At 61.2% G+C, this 21,988-nt stretch carries 18 protein-coding genes and 1 pseudogene; 10 read left to right on the forward strand and 9 right to left on the reverse strand.

All coding sequences use genetic code 11. The features are described 5' to 3' along the window. Positions 1-7: 7 nt before the first annotated feature. From ACEN8E_RS10425 to ACEN8E_RS10440, 4 genes are all read right to left on the reverse strand, one after another. Positions 8-2,311, reverse strand: coding sequence for a DUF3772 domain-containing protein (locus tag ACEN8E_RS10425; protein ID WP_495592522.1), 2,304 nt, complete (start codon positions 2,309-2,311; stop codon positions 8-10). Positions 2,312-2,497: 186 nt separating this feature from the next. After that, complete coding sequence (locus ACEN8E_RS10430) at positions 2,498-3,928, reverse strand: heavy metal sensor histidine kinase (RefSeq protein WP_495592523.1); 1,431 nt, start codon at positions 3,926-3,928, stop codon at positions 2,498-2,500. 8 nt (positions 3,929-3,936) lie between these two features. Then, the gene (locus ACEN8E_RS10435; protein WP_046040381.1) at positions 3,937-4,608 is read right to left on the reverse strand and encodes a heavy metal response regulator transcription factor; all 672 of its coding nucleotides are present in this window, start codon (positions 4,606-4,608) and stop codon (positions 3,937-3,939) included. Between the two features lie 84 nt (positions 4,609-4,692). Then, positions 4,693-4,950: a DUF2790 domain-containing protein gene (locus tag ACEN8E_RS10440; protein WP_495592524.1), complete on the reverse strand. Its 258-nt coding sequence runs from the start codon at positions 4,948-4,950 to the stop codon at positions 4,693-4,695. A 379-nt stretch (positions 4,951-5,329) separates the two neighbouring features. On the opposite strand from ACEN8E_RS10440, the gene ACEN8E_RS10445 reads away from it, so the two are divergent. From ACEN8E_RS10445 to ACEN8E_RS10455, 3 genes are read left to right on the forward strand one after another with little or no spacing between them, the layout of a single operon-like run. Next, positions 5,330-6,295: a Bug family tripartite tricarboxylate transporter substrate binding protein gene (locus ACEN8E_RS10445; protein WP_495592525.1), complete on the forward strand. Its 966-nt coding sequence runs from the start codon at positions 5,330-5,332 to the stop codon at positions 6,293-6,295. Between the two features lies 1 nt (position 6,296). After that, on the forward strand, positions 6,297-6,779 hold the full coding sequence (locus tag ACEN8E_RS10450) for a tripartite tricarboxylate transporter TctB family protein (RefSeq protein WP_495592526.1): 483 nt from the start codon (positions 6,297-6,299) through the stop codon (positions 6,777-6,779). Between the two features lie 15 nt (positions 6,780-6,794). Next, positions 6,795-8,303 (forward strand): tripartite tricarboxylate transporter permease, encoded by a 1,509-nt coding sequence (locus ACEN8E_RS10455; RefSeq protein WP_495592527.1) that lies wholly within the window; start codon positions 6,795-6,797, stop codon positions 8,301-8,303. A 50-nt stretch (positions 8,304-8,353) separates the two neighbouring features. Here the strand turns inward: ACEN8E_RS10455 and ACEN8E_RS10460 are convergent, their stop codons facing one another. Further along, complete coding sequence (locus tag ACEN8E_RS10460; protein ID WP_495592528.1) at positions 8,354-9,301, reverse strand: LysR substrate-binding domain-containing protein; 948 nt, start codon at positions 9,299-9,301, stop codon at positions 8,354-8,356. Between the two features lie 163 nt (positions 9,302-9,464). Between ACEN8E_RS10460 and ACEN8E_RS10465 the strand changes: the two genes are divergently transcribed. Together ACEN8E_RS10465 and ACEN8E_RS10470 are read left to right on the forward strand one after the other, a co-directional pair. Then, positions 9,465-10,766 carry an NAD(P)/FAD-dependent oxidoreductase gene (locus ACEN8E_RS10465; protein WP_495592529.1) on the forward strand — a complete coding sequence of 434 codons (1,302 nt, stop codon included), beginning with the start codon at positions 9,465-9,467 and terminating at the stop codon, positions 10,764-10,766. A gap of 54 nt (positions 10,767-10,820) precedes the next feature. Further along, positions 10,821-11,909, forward strand: coding sequence for a polyamine ABC transporter substrate-binding protein (locus ACEN8E_RS10470; protein WP_495592530.1), 1,089 nt, complete (start codon positions 10,821-10,823; stop codon positions 11,907-11,909). A 5-nt stretch (positions 11,910-11,914) separates the two neighbouring features. On the opposite strand, the gene grxC is transcribed toward ACEN8E_RS10470, so the two are convergent. After that, a complete protein-coding gene (grxC, locus tag ACEN8E_RS10475; RefSeq protein WP_495592531.1) occupies positions 11,915-12,166 on the reverse strand; it encodes a glutaredoxin 3 in 252 nt (83 codons plus the stop codon). 26 nt (positions 12,167-12,192) lie between these two features. Further along, positions 12,193-12,711, reverse strand: a complete 519-nt coding sequence (locus ACEN8E_RS10480; RefSeq protein ID WP_495592532.1) for a carboxymuconolactone decarboxylase family protein — start codon at positions 12,709-12,711, stop codon at positions 12,193-12,195. A 134-nt stretch (positions 12,712-12,845) separates the two neighbouring features. Here ACEN8E_RS10480 and ACEN8E_RS10485 point away from each other — a divergent pair, with 134 nt between their 5' ends. Next, a complete protein-coding gene (locus ACEN8E_RS10485; RefSeq protein WP_495592533.1) occupies positions 12,846-13,661 on the forward strand; it encodes a helix-turn-helix domain-containing protein in 816 nt (271 codons plus the stop codon). 172 nt (positions 13,662-13,833) lie between these two features. Here ACEN8E_RS10485 and ACEN8E_RS10490 read toward each other — a convergent pair whose 3' ends face one another. Then, entirely contained in the window at positions 13,834-14,265 is a 432-nt protein-coding gene (locus tag ACEN8E_RS10490) for a nuclear transport factor 2 family protein (RefSeq protein WP_495592534.1), read from the reverse strand. Between the two features lie 218 nt (positions 14,266-14,483). On the opposite strand from ACEN8E_RS10490, the pseudogene ACEN8E_RS10495 reads away from it, so the two are divergent. Both ACEN8E_RS10495 and ACEN8E_RS10500 read left to right on the forward strand, forming a co-directional pair. Continuing rightward, a pseudogene (locus tag ACEN8E_RS10495) lies at positions 14,484-15,260 on the forward strand (MCP four helix bundle domain-containing protein); the annotation flags it as partial. Between the two features lie 132 nt (positions 15,261-15,392). Then, positions 15,393-16,118 carry a methyl-accepting chemotaxis protein gene (locus ACEN8E_RS10500; protein ID WP_495593301.1) on the forward strand — a complete coding sequence of 242 codons (726 nt, stop codon included), beginning with the start codon at positions 15,393-15,395 and terminating at the stop codon, positions 16,116-16,118. A gap of 147 nt (positions 16,119-16,265) precedes the next feature. On the opposite strand, the gene ilvD is transcribed toward ACEN8E_RS10500, so the two are convergent. Further along, positions 16,266-17,948 (reverse strand): dihydroxy-acid dehydratase, encoded by a 1,683-nt coding sequence (gene ilvD / locus ACEN8E_RS10505; RefSeq protein ID WP_495592535.1) that lies wholly within the window; start codon positions 17,946-17,948, stop codon positions 16,266-16,268. Between the two features lie 380 nt (positions 17,949-18,328). On the opposite strand from ilvD, the gene mqo reads away from it, so the two are divergent. Further along, positions 18,329-19,975: a malate dehydrogenase (quinone) gene (gene mqo / locus ACEN8E_RS10510; RefSeq protein WP_495592536.1), complete on the forward strand. Its 1,647-nt coding sequence runs from the start codon at positions 18,329-18,331 to the stop codon at positions 19,973-19,975. Between the two features lie 1,633 nt (positions 19,976-21,608). Next, positions 21,609-21,857 (forward strand): hypothetical protein, encoded by a 249-nt coding sequence (locus tag ACEN8E_RS10515; RefSeq protein ID WP_495592537.1) that lies wholly within the window; start codon positions 21,609-21,611, stop codon positions 21,855-21,857. Positions 21,858-21,988: the final 131 nt, after the last annotated feature.

Consider the following 21,988-nt stretch of genomic DNA (forward strand, 5'->3'; position numbering starts at 1 on the left):
TCGGGCATCACGCGGCAGGCGGTTTCGCCAGTTCAATACCTGCGGCACCCAGCCGCTTGAGTATTTCAAACAGCAGCGCACTTTTGATCGCACCGACCGTGCGCGGGCTGGCGACATAACCGGTGATGGCCAACGTGATGCCTTCAGGTTTGAGCTCACTGAAGCGCAGATATGGCACCGGTTTATCCAGAATGGATTCATGTTCGGCGAAGGTGTCGTAGAGCAGGTTCTGTACTTGCTCAGGGTCGATGTCCAGCGGAAACATCAGTTCGAGTTTCACCACACCCTGGGCGCTGCCGCCGAGGGTGACGTTGCGCAGGTTCTGCGAAATCAGATGCGAGTTGGGCACGATCATGATCGAACGGTCGGCGAGTTGTATTTCCGTGGCCCGCACGTTGATCCGACGTATATCGCCTTCGACGCCGCTGATGCTGATCAGGTCGCCGACCTTCACCGGGCGTTCGGTCAACAGGATCAGGCCGGAAATGAAGTTCTTCACGATCTCCTGCAGGCCGAAGCCGATACCCACTGACAGGGCACTGACGATCCAGGCCAGGTTGGTCCACTTGATCCCCAGCGACGACAGCGTCAGCAGCACCACCGACGCGTAACCGAGATTGGCAAACAGGGTACTGAGCGAGGCGCACATGCCCGGGTCCATCTCGGTTTTCGGCAGGAACTCCTTGTCCAGCCAGCGGCGTAGCGTGCGGATCAGATAGACGCCGATCATCAGTGTCAGGACGGCACGCATCAAGTTGTCCGGGACGATGTTCAGCGCGCGCAGCCCTTCACCGCCGAGTATGGCCACAGTGCCGGTGACCAGTTGCCCGAGTGTCGTGCCGATCCCGCCGACAAACAACGCAATGACGGCAATCAGTATCAGGATGGCGCGGCCCGCCCCGGATAACACGGTGCAGATCTGTTCCAGGCGCGGATTGCCGATACCCAGCAGCTGTTTGATGGTCCTGCCGGTGGGTTGCCGGGGTGAAAACAGGTAATCGCAGCTGTCCTGGTAAACCTGCGTAAGCAGGTAGAAACCGGAGAAGATGATGAATATCCAGACCATTTCATAGGTGATGAACCGGGCCATCGTCACGTAGCCGATCATCAGGGCGAACAGCGACACCACTACGGCTGCGCCGGTAAACGCATAAATCAGGCCGGCGGAGGTAGTGACGCCTTCGGGGGATTCTCCGGCGATGATCAGGTCCCGGCGAGTCTTGCTGACGCGCAACAGCAGCGCACCGATCACCAGGGCCGCGACCAGCGCCACGATGCCCCGGCCGAGCAACACCACTTCGGCACTCATGCCGGTGACATTACTCATCTGCACCAGTGTCACCAGCACCAGCAGCAGGCTTGCCAGCAACCTCGGATAGCGCGCCATCGCCAGCGCCACCGGATCGGCAATATCGGGCAGGCGCCATGAGGGATGTCTGGTCGACAGCAGTGCACGGCTCAATCCGGTGATCAGCACGCAGGTATAGGCCAGCTTTTCCAGATACTGCGCCAGATCGGCCAGCAACGGGGTGTAGGGCAGTTGCCGGGTCGCGGCAAAATGCAGCAGTTGCAAGGCTGCGCCGGCGGTCAGCACCGTTGCCAGTACCGACGCCAATGCAAGGGAGCTGCGCCGCAACCGGCCTTCAGGCATTCGATGGATGCACAGCCACGCCAGACCCCGGCCGGCGAACCGTCGCCCCACGGTCCAGATGGCCAGGGCCAGTATCAACAGGGCGGCCGTGATCCCGCGCTGCCCGGGTTGCCAGGCCGCCCGGTGCGTGGCCCCGAGTTGCTCGATGAGGGCACTGAAACGCTGGCGGTCTTCTGCCGGAAGGTTGAACAGGGGCGACCAGAAAACCGGGTTCAGGATACTGGTGGTTTGCTGGGTCACTTCCGCTTCCAGCAGGCTGCGACGAATACTGGCTATCTGGGTGATCAGCTCGGCGGCACTTTTTTTCAGCGCTTCCAGGGTCTTGAGTTGGCTATCGATCCTGTTTTTCTGTTCGCCCAGGGTGTCTCGCTGGGTGGTAATGGCTGACGTCACCTGTGCGTTCTCGGCGAGGGGCACGGGCCCCAGCACGTTGAGTTGCGCCTGCAATTGCGCCTGCCCGGGCAGCAGCGATGTCGACAGGCTATCAATATCCTTGATGAGTACCTGCACCTGATTCTGTGCGCTTTCCAGTTGGGTGTAATTAGTGGCCAGGGAAACCTGCTGCTTGAGGCTGTTCAACTGGCTTTGCAGCCCCAGCAGGTCGTTGTCGGGGATGCTGATGACCGGAGGGGTGGCGGCGGGGGCAAGACTGTCGGCCATGGGTGTCGCCAACAGCCAGCCCGGGCTTGCCGCCAGAAATGCGAAGGCGATGCAGATCATTGACTTCAATACATTGCACATCGGCGTGCTCGACGGGTTATTCACTTAGCCAATGAGGTTAGGCCATGACACGCACCCTTGAGCGATGTTTTGTCGCAAGTGACCCGGGCGGGTTTCGCCCGGGTGTTACTCATGCTGTTGCCGCGCCGGGAAAAACAGCTCGAAGCAGGTGATGCCGTCGGCACTGCTGACATGGCAGGCACCGTTGTGCAGTTGCATGATGGTCGCCACGATCGACAGGCCCAGGCCATTGGATTGGGAGGAGCGTTCGCGGGATTCATCGACCCGGTAGAAGCGTTCGAACAGCCGTGGCAGATGGTGGGGCGCGATGGTCGGGCCGTGGTTGCGCACTTGCACCTGGATGCCGTCGGCAGTCGGGTTGGCGTGGATGCACAGCTCCGAATGCGGGGCGCCGTACTTGATGGCGTTGGCGCACAGGTTGGCCAGGGCACGACGCAGCAACATGGGCTCGGCCCAGATCAAGCCGCTGCCCTGGGCATTGATGCAGATGCCAACGTCGCCCGCCGGGCCTTCGAAGTAATCGGCCATGCGTTGCATTTCGTCGGCGGCATCCAGTTCCTGACGCTGGCGCAAGGCACTGCGCGGATCGGTGCGGGCCAGAAACAGCATGTTGTCGAGCATCCGCGCCAGGCGTTCCAGCTCTTCGACGTTCGAGGCCAACAGCTGCTGATAGGCGTCGGTGCTGCGGTTCTGCTGCAAGGCCACCTGGGTTTCGCCCAGCAGATTGTTGATCGGCGTGCGCAGCTCGTGGGCCATGTCGGTCGATACCTGGCCCAGCTGTATGAAGCCTTTGTCCAGTCGGTCGAGCATGGCGTTGAAGGCGTCGATCATCGGCAACAGTTCCAGCGGCGCGCCCTGGCTGTCGAGGCGTTCGTTGAGATTGCCGACGTCGATGCTCTGGGTGTGACGGGCCAGGCGCCGCACGGGTAACAGGCCGCGATGCACCAGCACATAACCGGACAGCGACAGCAAAATCGCCGCGACGCTGGCGAACAGGTACACATTGAAGCGGTAGTCGGCGAGCACGGCGGTGCGTTCGGTCATCAAGCGCCCGGTCACCACTTGCAGGCTGCCCAGGTCACCCGAGTCGATGGTCGCCGCCAGGGCGGAAAACGGCACGCCATTGACGTTGGGCAAATGCTGCACGTCGTTCAGGGTCAGCCGATGATCCATCGCCACCGGGGTCAGCACCGGCATTTGCAGGTTGCCCGGGTTGACCACCAGCAACGGCGGTTGGCCAGGGGTGCCGATGGTCAGCAGGGCCTCGCGGTTGCCCATCATGTTCTGGAACAGCGCCGGCTTGGCCTTGATCAGGTCCAGGGTATTGCTGTCATTGAGGAAGGTGCGCAACTGGTCGATGCGGGTGATCAGGGCAATGTCGTCGCGACGGATCAACTCGCGCTCCAGGTCGCGGTACAGCGCGACACCCAGCAGCCCCAGCGAGACAAACGCCAGCAGGGCAAACACCAACGCCAGGCGCAGGGTCAGGGAGTGGCTCAGACGGGAGGCGGATTGCAGCGGTGTCATCGCATTCATGGGGGCGTTCAGGGTTGAGTGTCGAAGCGGTAGCCGATGCCGCGCACGCTGTGGATCAACTTGAGCGGGAACGGATCATCGATTTTCAGGCGCAGGCGGCGCACCGCGACATCGACGACATTGGTGTCGCTGTCGAAATTCATGTCCCAGACCCGCGAGGCGATCATCGAGCGTGACAGCACTTCGCCCTGATGCGTGGCGAACAGGTGCAGCAGGGCAAATTCCTTGTTGGTCAGGGTAATGCGATTGCCGGCGCGGCTGACGCGCCGCTTGAGCACGTCGATCTGCAGGTCGTCGACGTGCAGGTGCTCTTCTTCCCGGGTAGGGCCGCGCCGGGTCAGGGTGCGCAGGCGTGCCACCAGTTCGGCGAAGGAAAACGGTTTGATCAGGTAATCATCGGCGCCCAGTTCCAGGCCTTTGATGCGGTCGGCGATGTCATCCCGGGCGGTGAGGAACAACACCGGTGTGTCGGCTTCCTTGCGCAAGCGGCGCAGGACTTCCCAGCCATCCATCTTCGGCATCATGACGTCCAGCACGATCACATCGAAGTCGTGTTCCAGGGCCAGGTGCAGGCCATCGACGCCGTCCCGCGCCAGGCTCACGGTATATCCGAGTTCCTGCAGGCCGTTGAGCAGGTAATTGCCGGCCTTGGGTTCGTCTTCGACTACGAGGATGTTCATGAAAGTCTGCCTGGTTCGGTCGGGCTACAGGGGCAAGCCAGTGGCGCAAGTGTAGCCCGATCAATCGTCGATACAGGCATGCGATCAGTTCTCGCCAATGCAATTCACGCCCAGGGCCTGATAGTCCAGCTGGTGCTCGCGACCCTGGTGATCGAGGTAGTTGAACTGCGCCGGCACGATGCCGCACTGGCCATTGAGATCGGTCATGGACAGCACTTTGGCGACATCCACGTCCACGTAAAAGCCGTCCTTGTCGTGGATGACGGGTGAAGTGGATTGTGTCGCGGCAAACGCCGAACCGGTGGCGAGCAGGGCGACTAAACCAGGGATCAACATTTTCATGACGAGTCTCTCTCTACAAGGGCAGGGTGGCTGCCGGTGGTTGGCCTGACAGTGAGTTCAGGTTAACGAGGCGATCCGGACAGCCGACCAACAGCTTGATGACAAAGTTGTAATGAAACGCCGGTTTGAACACCCAGGTCCCTGTGGGAGCGAGCCTGCTCGCGAAGGCGGTGTATCAGCCAACATCAATGTTGAATGTGATGGCCTCTTCGCGAGCAGGCTCGCTCCCACAAGGGGCCAGCAGCGCCATTGGGATATGGTTTCAGCAAAACAGATCAACCCGTGGATCCATGGCCTAAGCTTGTTCGCAGGCCCATGCCCATCGAGCACCTCGATGGGCAAGCGGCACCTATAAAAACAATGCAATCAGGAGATGCCCATGTCCGCTTTGATCCGTCGTTTCAGTCTCAACATGGCCGCTGGTTTGGCCGCTACCATGCTGGTCGCACCAGCCTTCGCACTGGACACCGTGAAATTCATGGCCCCGGGCTCGGTGGGCGGTGGTTACGACCAGACCGCCCGGGTACTGGGCAAGGCCATGGTCGAAGCCAATACGGCCAAGGCGGTGACCTTCGAGAACAAGGGCGGGGCGGGCGGGACCCTGGGGCTGGCGCAGTTTGCCAACAGCACCAAGGGTGACCCGAATGCATTGCTGGTGGTTGGCGCGATCATGGTCGCGGGCATCGAACAGAACAAACCGCAGATCAGCCTGAAGGATGTAACGCCGATTGCGCGTCTGTTTACCGAATACAACGTGATTGCGGTGCGCAAAGAGTCTGAGTACAAGACCCTCGATGACCTGATCAAGGCCTTCAAGGCCAACCCGCCGAGCATCACCTGGGGCGGCGGCTCCAAGGGCTCGGTGGATCACATCGGCATCGCCGAGCTGGCGGGCAAGCTGGACGTGCCGGTCAACAAGGTCAACTACGTGGCGTTTGGCGGGGGAGGCGAAGTGGTTGCCCAGGCGCTGGGCGGCCAGCTCAAGGTGATCACTGGCGGGTACGCCGAGCTGGGCCAATACATCAAGAACGGTCAGTTCCGTGTCCTGGCCATCGGTGCGCCGGAGCGCGTTCCGGGCATTGATGCACCAACCCTCAAGGAAAGCGGCTACGACGTGACGATCGGCAACTGGCGCGGCGTTTACGGTGCAGCGGGCCTTGCTCCGGAGCAGCGCAAAGAGGTCACCGACGCGGTCGTGGCCGCCACCCGGAGCAAGGTCTGGCAAGACAATCTCCAGACCAACGCCTGGACGCCCAGCGTGCTGACCGGCGATGAGTTCGGCAAATTCGTCGACGAAGAACACACGCGGCTGCACGCCATGCTGGTCAAGGTCGGGCTGCTTTGAGATGACCACACTGCGCACAGTGGTGCCGACGCAGTTGGCGGTCGGCATCGGCCTGATCGCCATCAGCGTGGTGTTGGCGATGGGCGCCTACCGTTTTCCGCCGGAAATGGGTTTCGTCATCCTCCCTGCGTACGTTTATCCCTATATCGTGGCGGCGTTTCTGGGGGCCGTGGGCCTGGTGCTGGGGTATCAGGCCATCAGTGGCGGCTTTCGCGAACTGGAACACGACGCCGCCACGGTGCCCGGTGGAAAGTCGGGTGCGGCCTGGGTGACCGGGGGACTTCTCGGGGTGGCGGTGCTGATCAACCTCATCGGCTTTGTGCTGGCCGCCGGGTTGTTGTTTGCCTGTTCGGCGCGGGGTTTTGGCAGCCGTCATCCGCTGCGGGACCTGGCCATCGGTATTGCCTTGACCCTGCCGATCTACTGGTTGTTCAACGCCGGGCTGGGGGTTTCCCTGCCATCGCTGATCAACATCTGGCTGTGAGAGGAGATCGACACCTTGGACATTCTTTCCAGCCTGGCGATGGGGTTTTCCTCGGCACTGACGCCGATCAATCTGATGTGGGGGTTCATCGGCTGCCTGCTCGGCACCGCCATCGGCGTGTTGCCGGGGATCGGTCCGGCGCTGACGGTGGCCCTGCTGTTGCCGGTCACCGCCAAGGTCGACCCCACTGGCGCGCTGATCATGTTCGCCGGGATTTATTACGGCGCACAGTTCGGCGGCTCCACCACTTCGATCCTGCTCAACACCCCCGGTGAATCGTCGTCCATGGTCACGGCCCTGGAAGGCAACCTGATGGCGCGCAACGGCCGGGCCGGGCCGGCGCTGGCAACGGCGGCGATAGGTTCATTCGTCGCCGGCACCATCGCCACGATTTTGCTGACGCTGTTTGCACCCATCGTCGCCAGGCTGGCCCTGAATTTCGGCCCGACCGAATACTTCGCGATCCTGGTGCTGTCGTTCACCACGGTGTCGGCGGTGCTTGGCGCGTCCATGCTCCGCGGGTTTGCTTCGCTCGGCGTCGGCCTGACCATCGGCTTGATCGGCCTGGACTCGACCTCGGGCATTGCCCGCTACACCCTCGGCGTGCCCGAACTGGTCGACGGTATCGAAGTGGTGCTGGTGGCGGTGGGATTGTTCGCGGTTGGCGAGGCCTTGTACAGCCTGCTCTATCAAGGGGAATCAAACGAAGGACGGCACCGCCTGACCTCGTTGTGGATGACCCGCGCGGACTGGAAACGCTCGGTGCCGGCGTGGCTGCGGGGCACGCTGATCGGTTTTCCGTTTGGTTCGATTCCGGCCGGTGGCGCCGAGATCCCAACCTTTTTGTCCTACTCCACCGAGCGCAAGCTCAGCCGCTACCCCAAGGAGTTTTCGGCCAACAAGGGCGAGGGCGCCATCGAAGGGGTCGCCGGTCCCGAAGCGGCCAACAATGCCAGCGCGACCGGGTCCCTGGTGCCGTTGCTGACCCTGGGCATCCCGACCTCCGCTACCGCGGCGATCCTGCTGGCCGCGTTCCAGAACTACAACCTGCAACCAGGGCCGATGCTGTTCGAAACCTCCGCTGACCTTGTGTGGACGCTGGTGGCCTCGCTGTACATCGGTAACGTGATCCTGCTGGTGTTGAACCTGCCGCTGGTGGGGTTGTGGGTCAAGCTGCTGCAAATCCCCCGGCCGTACCTGAATGCCGGCATCCTCGTCTTCGCCACCATCGGCGTGTATGGCATGCGCCACTCATCCTTCGACCTGATCCTGATGTTGGCGATTGGCTGGGGCGGGGTGCTGATGCGGCGGTTCGACTTCCCCGTCGCCCCGGTGATCGTCGGCATGCTGCTGGGGCCGATGGCCGAGAAGCAACTGCGTAACGCCTTGTCCATCAGCCAGGGCGACTGGACGGTGTTCGTCACGCAACCGATCTCGGCGTTTTTTCTAGCCCTGACGCTGCTGGTGCTGGTGGTGCCCTATGTGTTGCATAAACGCGGCATCAAGTTGCATGAGGATGATTGAGGGCTTAGCTCAACCCCTGTGGGAGCGAGCCTGCTCGCGAAGGCGTTGTGTCAGTCACCTTTGACCTCGACTGACATTCCGTCTTCGCGAGCAGGCTCGCTCCCACAGGGTTTTGCAGTGGCTTGCGCGGTGAACCACTGCATCACCGCCCCACAGGCGGGATGCGCAGCGGCCGAGGGTTGCAGGCACAGCGAGTAAATCCCCCGGGTCTTCAACGGTTCGCCGAACGGAATCAGCAGTTCGCCGCGTTGAATCGATTCGCCCGCCAGGGTCATGTCTGTCATCGCCACCCCCAGGCCACGCGCGGCGGCATCGAGTGCCAGTTCGTCGAGGTTGAAGGGGATATGCCGATAGTCTTGCAACGACAGGCCGCCGTTGGCCGCCAGCCAGGCCTGCCAGTCATGCTGATCGGAAGAACGGTGCAGCAGGGCGAACCCCGATAAATCTTCCAGCGATGTCATCGGCCGACCGGGGTTGCCCAGGCCTGGCGCGCACACCGGCACCAGGGCTTCCTCGAACAGGGTCAGGCAATCGGGCGCTGTGGACGGCTCGGGCAGGTAGAGAATGTAGGCGTCACTGTCACTGGCCGGCTCAACCACTTCGGTGGCCACGGTTTCGATTGCCAGGGATACGTCCGGGTGATGCCGGTAGAAATCGCTCAGCTTGGGCAGCAGCCAGCGCACCGCCAGTGACACATGCATGCGGATGCGGAACGGGCGTTCCTGCGGCGCGAGCCGCTCTTCGAGGGACCGTAACTGTTCGAGGATGCTGCGGGCACTGGCCAGTACCTGCTCGCCCTCCGCGGTCAGTTGAATGCTGCGGCTGCTCCTGACAAACAGCGGCACGCCAAAGTGGCTCTCCAACTGCTGGATCTGTCGGCTCACGGCGCTTTGGGTCAGGCAGAGCTTTTGTGCCGCCTGGGTGAAGCTGCCTGATCCGGCAACCTCGACCAAGGCCTGCAAGCCCTGCAGCGAGGGCACGTGGCGAATTTTATCCATGCGTTTTCAGAATGCCTCGATGATTTAATAACGTTGGTTGTTCGCGTTATGGCCCTTTAGATTCTAGTCATTGCCGCCGTGCTCGAAAACCACTCATGCGAATCCTGCATGCAGTGTTGCTCTGGATCGAGACGGCCGGCAGAACAAGAATCTGAGGTGACGCATGGAAAATATCTGTGGCTGGATTGCGCAAGCGGGGAGCTCTCCGTTGCGCGACTCGCTCAAAGGCACGCAACACGCCGACTGGCTGGTGATCGGTGGCGGCATCACCGGCCTCAGTGCGGCGCACGCTCTGGCGCAAATGCACCCCCAGGCCCGCATCGTGGTGGTTGATCGCCAGCGGGCTGCGCAAGGGGCATCGGCGCGCAACTCCGGTTTTGTGGTGGCCCATGAGCATCCCGCCGCTGGCGAACTGCTGGGTAGCGCCGGGTTCGCCGGCTATCAGGTGGATACGGCCATCGGCCGCGCCGCCGCCGACGAAGTCCGCCAGCAGATCACCCGCCATGGCATCGAGTGCGACTTCAGGGAATCGGGCTACTTCTTCGCCGTCAGCGATCCACGCAAGCTGACCCAGGTCGAGGCCAAGCTGCAGACCCTGCGTGCCGTTGGCGCCAGCGCGCATTTTCTGCAGGGCCAGGCATTGAACGAGAAACTCGGCAGCCGGCACTACCGCGCCGCGATCTGGTGCGGTAATGGCAATGCGCTGCTGCAACCGGCGAAGTACGTGCGGGGCTTGCTCGAGGCCTTGCCGCAGACCGTGACGGTCTGCGAAAACACTGACATCACCAGCCTTGAGCGCCTGGGCGACGGGCGGATTCGCGCCCGCAGCCAAAACGGCTGCGTCGAGGCCAGGCAAGTACTGGTCTGCCTGAACGCCTTTGTACCTCGGGCGGGTATCGACGACAGCGGCACCTTTGCCATGGAGCTCAGCGCCAGCCTCACGCGGCCGCTCAGCGATCAAGAGTTTCAGGCCATGGGTGCGCCCGCGTCCTGGGGCGTGCTGTCGACCCGCCCGTTGGGCGCCACGGTGCGCCTGACGCCGGATCGCCGGGTGATGATCCGCAACACCGCGGAGTACCGTTCCCGGGATCTGTCCCCGGGCGAATTGTCGACCCGCCGCCAGCACCACGTGCTGGGATTGCAGCGGCGGTTCCCGATGCTCGGTGAGCAGGACATCGAATACACCTGGACCGGCCATCTCAGCGCTTCGCGCTCCGGGCAAGCGTATTTCGCCAAGGTCGAGGAGGGCGTTTTCGCCGTGGCCGGGTGCAATGGCTCCGGCGTGGCCCGGGGCACGCTGTGGGGCCGCTTGCTGGCGGAGTGGGCCTCGGGTCGCGAATCCCCGCTGCTGCACTCGGTCATCCAACGGGCGCAGCCCGGCTGGCTGCCGCCCAAGCCGTTGCTCGATATCGGTGCCATGCTGCGTATGCGCGTGGAGGCGGTCCGGGCCAGAAGCGAAATCTGAAAACACCCGTTTAACGACAAGAACAAAAGCACTTCCCATCGAAGGTGATTCAACATGCGCGTCCATACGTTTTCCCTTGTGGCCCTGATCTCGACCTTTTCCGCCGCGATCTATGCCGACGAAACCGTGAACATTTCCAACTGGAACGGCTACATCGCCGACGACACCTTGCCCAGTTTCACCCAGGCAACCGGGATCAAGGCGACCTATGACATCCATGACAGCAACGAAGTGCTGGAATCGAAGTTGATGACCGGCAACACCGGTTATGACGTGGTCAGCCCGTCGAACCACTTCCTGTCGCGTCTGATCAAGGCCGGGGCCATCCAGAAACTCGACAAGAGCCAGTTGCCCGACTGGAAAAACCTTGACCCGGCGTTGATGAAGAAACTCGAGGTCAACGATCCGGGTAACCAGTACGGCTTCCCCTACATGTGGGGCACGGCGGGCATCGGTTACAACGTCGAGAAGATCAAGGCGATCTTCGGCAACACCGACGTCACCCATTCCTGGAGCCTGTTCTTCGACGAGAACAACATCAGGAAGCTCAGCGAGTGTGGGGTGGCGATCATCGACAATCCGACGCAGATCCTGCCGATCACCCTCAATTACCTGGGCTTGCCGCCCCACAGCCATGAGCCTGCCGACTACAAGAAAGCCGAGCAGGCGCTGCTGAAAATCCGCCCATACGTGCAGTATTTCCATGCGTCCAAGTACATCAGCGACCTGGCCAACGGCAACGTCTGCGCGGTGATCGGTTTCAACGGCGATATCGTGCAGGCCGCCGCCAGCGCCAGGGAAGCCAAAAACGGGATCGATATTGCCTACTCGATCCCGGACGAAGGTTCCACGCTGTGGCTCGACATGGTGGTCATGCCCAAGAGCGCGCCCCATGAACACAACGGCTACGCCTACATGAACTACCTGCTGCAGCCCAAGGTGATCGCCAACATCAGCAACAGCATCCATTACGCCAACCCCAACAGCGCGGCGGATGCCTTTGTCGACCCGGCGGTGAAGCAGGACCTGGCGATTTATCCGCCGAAGACCGTGATGGACAAGCTGTTCACCGTCGAGGACTTGCCCGCGGCCATCGCACGCCTGAGCACGCGCTTGTGGACCAAGCTGAAAACCAATACCTGACCTGTTCAGGCCAGCATCGACATCAGCCCACCCTGACGATCCAGTTTGGCCAGGTCGTCGAAACCGCCGATGTGCGTGTCGCCGATGAAAATCTGCGGCACGCTGCGGCGGTTGCTGCGGCTGAGCATTTCTTCGAACTTTCCGGGCTCACGCTGGATGTTGATTTCTTCCATTACCGCGCCTTTGCTGGCGAGCAAGGCCTTGGCGTTGCGGCAGTAAGGGCAGGTGTCGGTGGTGTACAAGGTCACGGTATTCATGGTGGGTACTCCGTCGTTCAAGTCATTCAGGCGTCGATGGCCGGAAAGTCGATGTCGGTCAGCGCAGCGTTGTTCAGGTAGTTGGTCAGCGTTTGCGCAGCCACGTGGGCGATCACTTCAATGATCTTGCCGTCGTCGATGCCGGCGGCACGGGCGGCGGCAATCTGCTCGACCGTCAGGTGGCCACGGCTTTCGGTGACCTGGCGGGCGAGGGTGGCATAGGGATTGAGTTCCCCCTGACGCGCGCTGAGGATGTCCTGGCCCGAGAGCCCGGCCTTGCCGGCGAACAGCGTGTGGGCCGCCAGGCAGTAATCGCAACCGTTGATTTGCGACGTGGCAAGGAACACCGCTTCCTTTTCCGTGGCGCTCAAGGACGTCTTGCCCAGTGCGGCGGAGTTTTGCAGGTACGAGGCCAACACCGCCGGGGCGTGGGCCAATACCTTGAAGACGTTGGGTAAAAAGCCGATTTTCTTCTGCACGCCTTCCAGCAGCGGGCGGGTGGCATCGGTGGCGTGTTCCAGGCTGATCGGGGCAATGCGGGTCATGGTGATACTCCGTGGTGTGAAGCGCGGAATGCGCCGGGTACGGAGCGGATGTTAGGGAGAACGCCTGGCGTGTTGGATGCAAATCGTCGAGGATATGCAACAGATCGTCCAGAACTGCCCTCGGGAGCCTTGTCATGGATCGCTTGTCCACGTTGCTCACACACTTTGGCGTCAATGCCGGTACGTTCCATAGCGGCACGTTTTGCGGTACTGCCGCCTTCGACGGCCAACAGGCCGGCGGTCATTTGCACCTGCTTCAGGCGGGTGAATTGCTGCTCAGGCTGGGTGATCAAGCGGACCTGCAACTGAGCGAGCCGACCCTGATCTTTTTCCCCCGGCCCTATCGCCATCGCCTGCTCGCCTCAGAAGCGTCCGGCACGCAACTGGTCTGCGCGAGCCTGGATTTCGACGGCGGTGCGGGCAATGCCCTGGCGGCGGCACTGCCGGATTACCTGGTGCTCAAGCTCGATGAAATCCCGGCGCTGGCCGGGACCCTGGAATGGCTGTTCAACGAGGCGTTTGACGGTACATGCGGGCGTGAAGCGGTAATGGACCGGCTGTTTGAATTGCTGGTGATTCTGTTGCTGCGGCACATTCTGAGTACCGGTGGCCAGCAACCGGGCATGATGGCCGGCCTCGCCGATGCACGCCTGGCGCGCCCCCTGAGCCTGATGCATCAAACCCCGGCCAAGGCCTGGAGCGTGGCCGAACTCTCGGTCGCCGCCAACATGTCGCGGGCCGGTTTTGCCGAACATTTTCGCCGGGTGGTCGGGCAGACGCCGATGGATTACCTGGTGAGCTGGCGCATCAGCCTGGCGCAGAAACGCTTGCGCGAGGGCCGGCCGATTGCGCTGATTGCCGAAGAAGTCGGTTACGAAAGCCCCTCGGCGCTGGCCCGGGCGTTTCGCCGCAAGACCGGGCTCAGCCCACGGGAGTGGAAGGGCAGCTGACCACAGTCCTGATCTTCAGTGAATGCCCATTCTACGGCCGACCAAAGTACTTGTGAGAGCGAGCCTGCTCGCGAATGCGGTGTGTCAGGCGACATCAATAGTGTCGGATACACCGCCTTCGCGAGCAGGCTCGCTCCCACAGGTCCAGCGTCGGGGTTTGTTTATGCGCAAATCAGAACTTGTACGCCTGCCGTCCCACCAACAGCCATTTGCCGTTCTGTTTTTGCCAGACCTGCAAGTTCTCGATTTCGGTTGGCACCACTTCGGTGCCTTTGAGCGCTTGCGCCGAGAAGTGGTGGCGGACCAGCGCGACATCACCCGAGACAGTAATGGTCTGGTTTTGCATCTCCAGGGTCTTGAAGGCGCTCTTGCCTGTTTCGATGTCGGCGATGAAGGCCTGCTTGTCCTGGATCTTGCCGCTGGAATGCCCGTAGGTCAGGTTCTCGGCGGTCAGGGCGTTCAGCTCCGGGATGTCTTTGTGCAGCATGGCCTGGGTCAGGTGGTCGACCGCCTGGGCCACTTCCTTGTCCGCGGCAGCCGGGGTGGCGGCGACGTAGCCGCTGAACAGGCACAGAAAACCAATCAGCACGGTTGCTTTTTTCATGGGTGTTTCCTTGTTGTTGTAGGGATAGCACGACAACTGGCCGAATATTCGTCAGTCATCGTACAACCTATCATGCGATGGAGGAAAAAAGCGAACTTGCCCGGCGACCGCATGTCGCAAAAACAACAATCTGTGGGAGTCGCCTTCAACTACGGCTCGAACCCGTCGATAACCTCTTCAAGCGTGCCATCCGCGCCAGGCAAATCCCGTCGCCAAACATGCCAGAGAGGAACCACAGCGTGTCCATAAAACTGCGTTTAACGTTGCTGATCGGCACCGGATTGCTCACTGCGTTGATCATGAGCCTGGTCAGTTACCTGGGAAACACCCGGATGGCCGAGGCCGTGGACGACAACAACGTCAGCATGGCCGCGCTGCGCAACCACCTGGAAGCCGACATGATGCACGACGCGTTGCGCGCCGATGTGTTGTCGGCCATGTTGGTGGGCTTGAACAAAAGCACCAGCAGCAAGGCCGAGGTGCGCAATTCCATCGAAGAGCACACCCGGCGCTTTCGCGAAGTGCTCGGGGAGAACCTCAAGCTGCCGGTCAACGCCACCATCAAGGCCGCTCTGAACAAGATCAAGCCGAGCCTCGACACCTACATCAGCGCCGCCGAGCGCATCGTCGGGCTGGCGCTGGAACACCCCGAAGCGGCGCAACAGGAACTGGGCACATTCAACAACGCCTTCAGCCAGCTGGAAGACCAGATGGCGGCTCTCAGCGAGTTGATCGAAAGCAACACGCAACAGACCAGCCAGGGCACGGCGCAAGCCATCAGCAACGCCAACCTGACCCTCGGTGGCATGCTGATCGCCAGTTTGTTGCTGCTGCTGGCACTGGGGCGTTCGGCGATCCTGAGCATCATGGGCCCGCTGCAAACAGCCAGTCGCATTGCCCAGAGCATCGCCCATGGCAACCTCGGCGAACCGATTGTCGAACCCACCCGCAAGGACGAAGCCAGCGCATTGATTCGTAGCCTGGCGACCATGCAGCGGGATTTGCGCGGCATGATCGAAGTCGTGCGCAGCAACGCCCACGGTGTCAGCGGCATGAGCGAACAACTGAGCAACGGTTGTCATGAGGTGGCAGGCAGCAGCCAGCAGCAAAGTGCCGCAGCCAGCACCATGGCCGCGGCCGCCAGTGAAATGACGGCGAGCATCGAGGAAATCACCCGGCATGCCGAGCGGGCGCTGGACATGGCCAATCAGGCCGAGGCGCTGGCCAAGGACGGTGGCCGCGTGATCCATCAGGTGGTCAAGGACATGGACGGCATCGCGCGTTCGGCGCAGCACTCGGCGCAGGTGATTCGCACGCTGGATAAAGAGTCCGAGGGGATTTTCAGCATCATTCAGGTGATCAAGGGCATTGCCGACCAGACCAACCTGTTGGCGCTGAACGCCGCCATCGAAGCCGCCCGAGCCGGCGAGCAGGGTCGTGGTTTTGCCGTGGTGGCCGATGAGGTCCGCAGCCTGGCGGGGCGCACCAGCGCTTCCACCCAGGAAATCGCCAGCATGGTTGCGCGCATCCAGCAAAGCACCCGCGAGGCGGTGATCAGTATGGAGGAGGGCGTGGCCCAGGTCGACAAAGGCATGGCGGTGACGGCCGATGTCGAGCGCGCCATTCGTGAAATCCTCGATGCCACGCTCAACACCACGCAACTGGTCAATGACATCAGCCGCACCATCGGCGAACAAAGCCTGGCCAGCAACGAAATCGCCCATCAGGTGGAGATGATTGCCGGCATGTCGCAAGGCAACAGCAAGGTGATCGGGCAGACGGCTTCGACCACCGATGAGTTGTCCAGCCTGGCGGGGCAGTTGGCGCAGTCAGTGGATCGGTTCAGGCTTTGAGGTTGGTTGTTTCCTGAAAGGACGCCTTCGTCGGAACGCCGCCCGGAGCAGGCTCGCTCCCACAGTCGATCTCCTTATGATGAAGATCCCTTGTGGGAGCGAGCCTGCTCGCGAAGGCATTGGTTCAGGCACCCCTGGACTATTGGCCTAAAGGTATTTATCCGTCACAGCCCCCTCCGAAGCACTGGACACCGTTTTCGCATACTTGGCCAGCACCCCGCGTTTGTACTTGGGCGGCGGCGGCACCCAACGCGACTTGCGCTCGGCCAGCACAGCCTCGGAGACGTCCACGGTAATCTGCCGGGTTTGCGCATCGATGATGATCCTGTCGCCATTCTCGACCAGCGCAATCGGCCCGCCCTCGAAGGCTTCCGGCGTGATGTGGCCGACCACGAAGCCGTGGGAGCCGCCGGAAAAACGCCCATCGGTGATCAGCGCCACCTCCTTGCCCAGGCCCTTGCCCATGACCGCCGACGTCGGCGAGAGCATTTCGCGCATGCCCGGCCCACCCTTGGGGCCTTCGTAGCGGATCACGATCACTTCGCCGGGCTGTACCTCGCCATTGAGAATGCCGGCCAGCGCACCTTCCTCGCCGTGATAGACCCGGGCCGTGCCTGCAAAGCGCAGGCCTTCCTTGCCGGTGATCTTGGCCACGGCACCGCCGGGCGAGAGGTTGCCGCGCAGAATGACCAGGTGGGAATCCTTTTTGATCGGCTGGTCGAAAGGCCGGATCACGTCCTGGCCGGCCGGGTAATCGGGCACGCTGGCCAGGTTTTCCGCCAGGGTCCGGCCGGTGACGGTCAGCACATCGCCGTGCAGCATGCCGGCATCGAGCATGCGCTTCATCAGCGGTTGAATACCGCCGATGGCCACCAGTTCACTCATCATGTATTTGCCACTGGGGCGCAGGTCGGCGACCACCGGGGAAATCTTGCCCAGTTCGACGAAGTCATCCAGGGTCAGTTCGACATCCACCGCATTGGCCATGGCCAACAGATGCAGCACGGCGTTGGTCGAGCCGGCGAGGGCGATCACCACGCGGATGGCGTTCTCGAAGGCTTTGCGGGTCATGATGTCGCGGGGCTTGAGGTCGAGCTTGAGCAACTCCATGACCTGCTGGCCGGCCCGGAAGCTGTCCGACGCCTTGTCGGTGCCAATGGCGTCCTGGGAGCTGGAACCGGGCAGGCTCATGCCCAATGCCTCGATGGCCGAGGCCATGGTGTTGGCGGTGTACATGCCGCCACAGGACCCGGGACCGGGGATCGCCACTTCCTCGATCTGCTTGACCTGAATTTCGTTGATGTCGCCCCGCGCGTGCTGACCCACGGCCTCGAACACGGAAATGATGTCGGTGTGGCCGGCCCCCGGCTGGATGGTGCCGCCATAGACAAAGATCGACGGGCGATTGAGCCGCGCCATGCCGATCAGGCATCCCGGCATGTTCTTGTCGCAGCCGCCAATGGTCACCAGTCCGTCGAAACCTTCGCAACCGGTGACCACTTCGATAGAGTCGGCGATCACCTCGCGGGACACCAGTGAATACTTCATGCCCTCGGTGCCGTTGGCGATGCCGTCGGAGATGGTGATGGTGTTGAAGATCACGCCCTTGGCACCCGCGGCATTCGCGCCTTTTTCGGCTTCGAGCGCCAGCTTGTCGATGTGCATGTTGCAGGGCGTGACCATGGCCCAGGTCGAGGCGATGCCGACCTGCGGCTTGCCGAAGTCTGCATCGGTGAAGCCCACGGCCCGCAACATGGCGCGTGCGGGGGCGGCTTCAACACCGTCGATGACTTGAGAGGAGTACTTGCGCAGATCGTCTTTGTCGCTCATGACTTGTCCTCACCTGCTCATCCGAAGACCACTGAGTATAGTCGCCGATCCGCCGTAACCTCGTGCACCGGAACCTGTAGGAGCCGGCAACAGACGCGCGGGTAAGCCTTGTCGTGATATTCTTCGCGCCAACTTGGTTTGACCTGTTCAGTTGGCGCGTCCGCGAGACGTGCCGACGGAATCACTGTCGCTCAAGTAGCTGAAGCCAATAAAGATAAAAAGTCAGTTCAGAAGGGACATTTAACTAGGGTCGATGCGGTTCGTCGGCCTTGTGTGCCCACCCTGAAATCCTTGAGTGCCGCACCCGTGACTGCCGTGAAACACGGGGCTGTGCGCGTGAGGATGGATGGGCGGATGGCGTTTTATCATAGGTGCTACAGATGTTTAAGAAAGTGAACACGGCCCTGCTGGGGCTGGCGTTGTCGATGGGGATGAGTTCCGTCCACGCACAAGAGGCAAAGAAAGTCGATGTACTGCTGATTGGCGGCGGCATCATGAGCGCGACCCTGGGTGTGTGGCTCAACGAGCTGGAACCCGGCATGTCAATGGAAATGGTCGAGCGCCTCGACGGCGTCGCCCAGGAAAGCTCCAACGGCTGGAACAACGCCGGTACCGGTCACTCCGCCCTGGCCGAGCTGAACTACACCCCGGAAGACGAGAACGGCAAGGTCTCGATCCAGAAGGCCGTTGAAATCAACGAAGCGTTCCAGATCTCCCGTCAGTTCTGGGCCTGGCAGGTTCAGCAAGGCGTGCTGAAGAACCCGCGTTCGTTCATCAACTCCACTCCGCACATGAGCTTCGTGTGGGGCGATGACAACATCAAGTTCCTGAAAAAACGCTACGAAGCCCTGCAGGCGAGCCCGCTGTTCGCCGGCATGCAGTATTCCGAAGACCCGGCCGTGATCAAGCAGTGGGTACCGCTGATGATGGAAGGGCGTGACCCGAACCAGAAAGTCGCGGCCACCTGGAGCCCGATCGGCACCGACATGAACTTCGGCGAAATCACCCGTCAGTTCGTAGCACACCTGCAGACCACGCCGAAGTTCGACTTGAAGCTGTCCAGCGAAGTGCAGGACATCAGCAAGAACGAAGACGGCAGCTGGCGCGTCAGCTACAAGAACCTGAAAGACGGCAGCAAGACCGAAACCGACGCGAAATTCGTGTTCATCGGCGCCGGCGGCGGTGCCCTGCACCTGCTACAGAAGTCCGGCATTCCTGAAGCCAAGGAATACGCAGGCTTCCCGGTAGGCGGCTCGTTCCTGGTGACCGAGAACCCGACCATCGCCCAGCAACACCTGGCCAAGGCCTACGGCAAGGCTTCGGTAGGCGCACCGCCGATGTCGGTTCCGCACCTGGACACCCGCGTGCTGGACGGCAAGCGCGTGATCCTGTTTGGCCCATTCGCGACCTTCAGCACCAAGTTCCTGAAAGAAGGTTCGTACCTGGACCTGCTGACCACCACGACCACGCACAACGTGTGGCCAATGACCAAGGTCGGCATCAAGGAATACCCGTTGGTCGAGTACCTTGCAGGCCAGCTGATGCTGTCTGACGAAGACCGTATGAACGCCCTGAAGGAGTACTTCCCGAACGCCAAGGCTGAAGACTGGCGCCTGTGGCAAGCCGGCCAGCGCGTGCAGATCATCAAGCGTGACGAAGCGGCTGGTGGCGTGTTGAAGCTGGGCACCGAGATCGTTGCTTCGCAAGACGGCAGCATCGCCGGCCTGCTGGGCGCCTCTCCAGGTGCTTCGACCGCTGCGCCGATCATGCTGACCGTGCTGCAGAAGGTGTTCAAGGACAAGGTTGCGACTCCTGAGTGGCAGGCAAAACTGCATCAGATCGTGCCGAGCTACGGTACCCAGCTGAATGTCAGCGCTGAGAAGGTTGCTGAAGAGTGGGCCTACACTGCCAAGGTGCTGGAACTGACTCCGCCACCAGCGGTGATTGCGCCGGCTGTGAAGCCTGTGACGGTCGATACGGCTGTAAAAGCGCCGAAGGCTAATGCATCGGCTGATATGGCGTTGTGATTCGGATGTCCTGCCGTTGAGGTGGGATGTTTGGGTTAGCTGACCCGTATAAAAGAAAGCCCGCTGAACCGGTGACGGTTGGCGGGCTTTTTTGGTTTTTCCATTTTTTGCGAACCCAACTGATTTTGTGGATGTATGAAGTCCCATTGTAGGAGCGAGCCTGCTCGCGATGGCTTTGTGTCTGGCGACGTTGTTTTTGTGTACATATCCGTTGTTGTGGTCACGGCCACTAACGGTTCCGCTTTTACAGCGGGTTACTTGGAAAAGCGGAGCGCCGCCCGGCCCCAAGTAACCAAGGGCTCTTGCCCCTGACGTTCGGTGCCTCGCCAAGGCTCGGCATTCCCTCGCTCCGGTCCTATGGCCGTACGCGGCTAACCCGGCATCCATGCCGGGTTGCCCACTGCGCAGAACCTGCGCTCGGCCTCTCGATGGGGGCAAGAAGATCAAAAGCCAAAGCCAAAGCCAAAGCGAGGCGGCCTGATAGCCGACCTGGCATTGGCGGGCGCCATCAATACCTGTAGGAGCGAGCCTGCTCGCGATGGACGTCAACGATGACGCGTGCTGCCTGAATGCCCGCGTTGTCCTGGCGACCATCGCGAGCAGGCTCGCTCCTACGATCTGGCGTTTATCCTCTGCAGCCCTGAATGCAATTTGGCACTGGGGATTCAACAGATTGTTGCCTTGCAGTAGCAGGCGAAGCAGTTTTTAGGCTTTAGCAGCGGTTTTTCAATTGATCGCGAACCTGGCTGAATTTGCGGATGTATGAAGTCCCATTGTGGGAGCGAGCCTGCTCGCGAAGGCTTTGTGTCTGGCGACGTTGTTTTTGTGTACATATCCGTTGTTGTGGTCACGGCCACTAACGGTTCCGCTTTTACAGCGGGTCACTTGGAAAAGCCCCAAGTAACCAAGGGCTCTTGCCCCTGACGTTCGGTGCCTCGCCAAGGCTCGGCATTCCCTCGCTCCGGTCCTATGGCCGTACGCGGCTAACCCGGCATCCATGCCGGGTTGCCCACTGCGCAGAACCTGCGCTCGGCCTCTCGATGGGGGCAAGAAGATCAAAAGCCAAAGCCAAAGCGAGGCGGCCTGATAGCCGACCTGGCATTGGCGGGCGCCATCAATACCTGTAGGAGCGAGCCTGCTCGCGATGGACGTCAACGATGACGCGTGCTGCCTGAATGCCCGCGTTGTCCTGGCGACCATCGCGAGCAGGCTCGCTCCTACGATCTGGCGTTTATCCTCTGCAGCCCTGAATGCAATTTGGCACTGGGGATTCAACAGATTGTTGCCTTGCAGTAGCAGGCGAAGCAGTTTTTAGGCTTTAGCAGCGGTTTTTCAATTGATCGCGAACCTGGCTGAATTTGCGGATGTATGAAGTCCCATTGTGGGAGCGAGCCTGCTCGCGAAGGCTTTGTGTCTGGCGACGTTGTTTTTGTGTACATATCCGTTGTTGTGGTCACGGCCACTAACGGTTCCGCTTTTACAGCGGGTTACTTGGAAAAGCCCCAAGTAACCAAGGGCTCTTGCCCCTGACGTTCGGTGCCTCGCCAAGGCTCGGCATTCCCTCGCTCCGGTCCTGCTCCGTGGGCCCGCCGCGATCGGCCATCCATGGCCGTACGCGGCTAACCCGGCATCCATGCCGGGTTGCCCACTGCGCAGAACCTGCGCTCGGCCTCTCGATGGGGCAAGAAGATCAAAAGCAAAAGCAAAAGCAAAAGCAAAAGCAAAAGCAAAAGCAAAAGCAAAAGCAAAAGCAAAAGCAAAAGCAAAAGCAAAAGCAAAAGCAAAAGCAAAAGCAAAAGCAAAAGCAAAAGCAAAAGCAAAAGCAAAAGCAAAAGCCAGAGTCAAAGCGAGGCGGCCTGATAGCCGACCTGATCGCGATTGAACGCGTTTCCCTGTAGGAGCGAGCTTGCTCGCGAAAGACGCCGGGACACCGCGGGGATTCAGACAGCCCACGTCATCGTTGACGACCATCGCGAGCAAGCTCGCTCCTACACAGGTTGGCGTTCATCCTCT

It is taken from the genome of Pseudomonas sp. Pseusp9 (assembly GCF_059491265.1).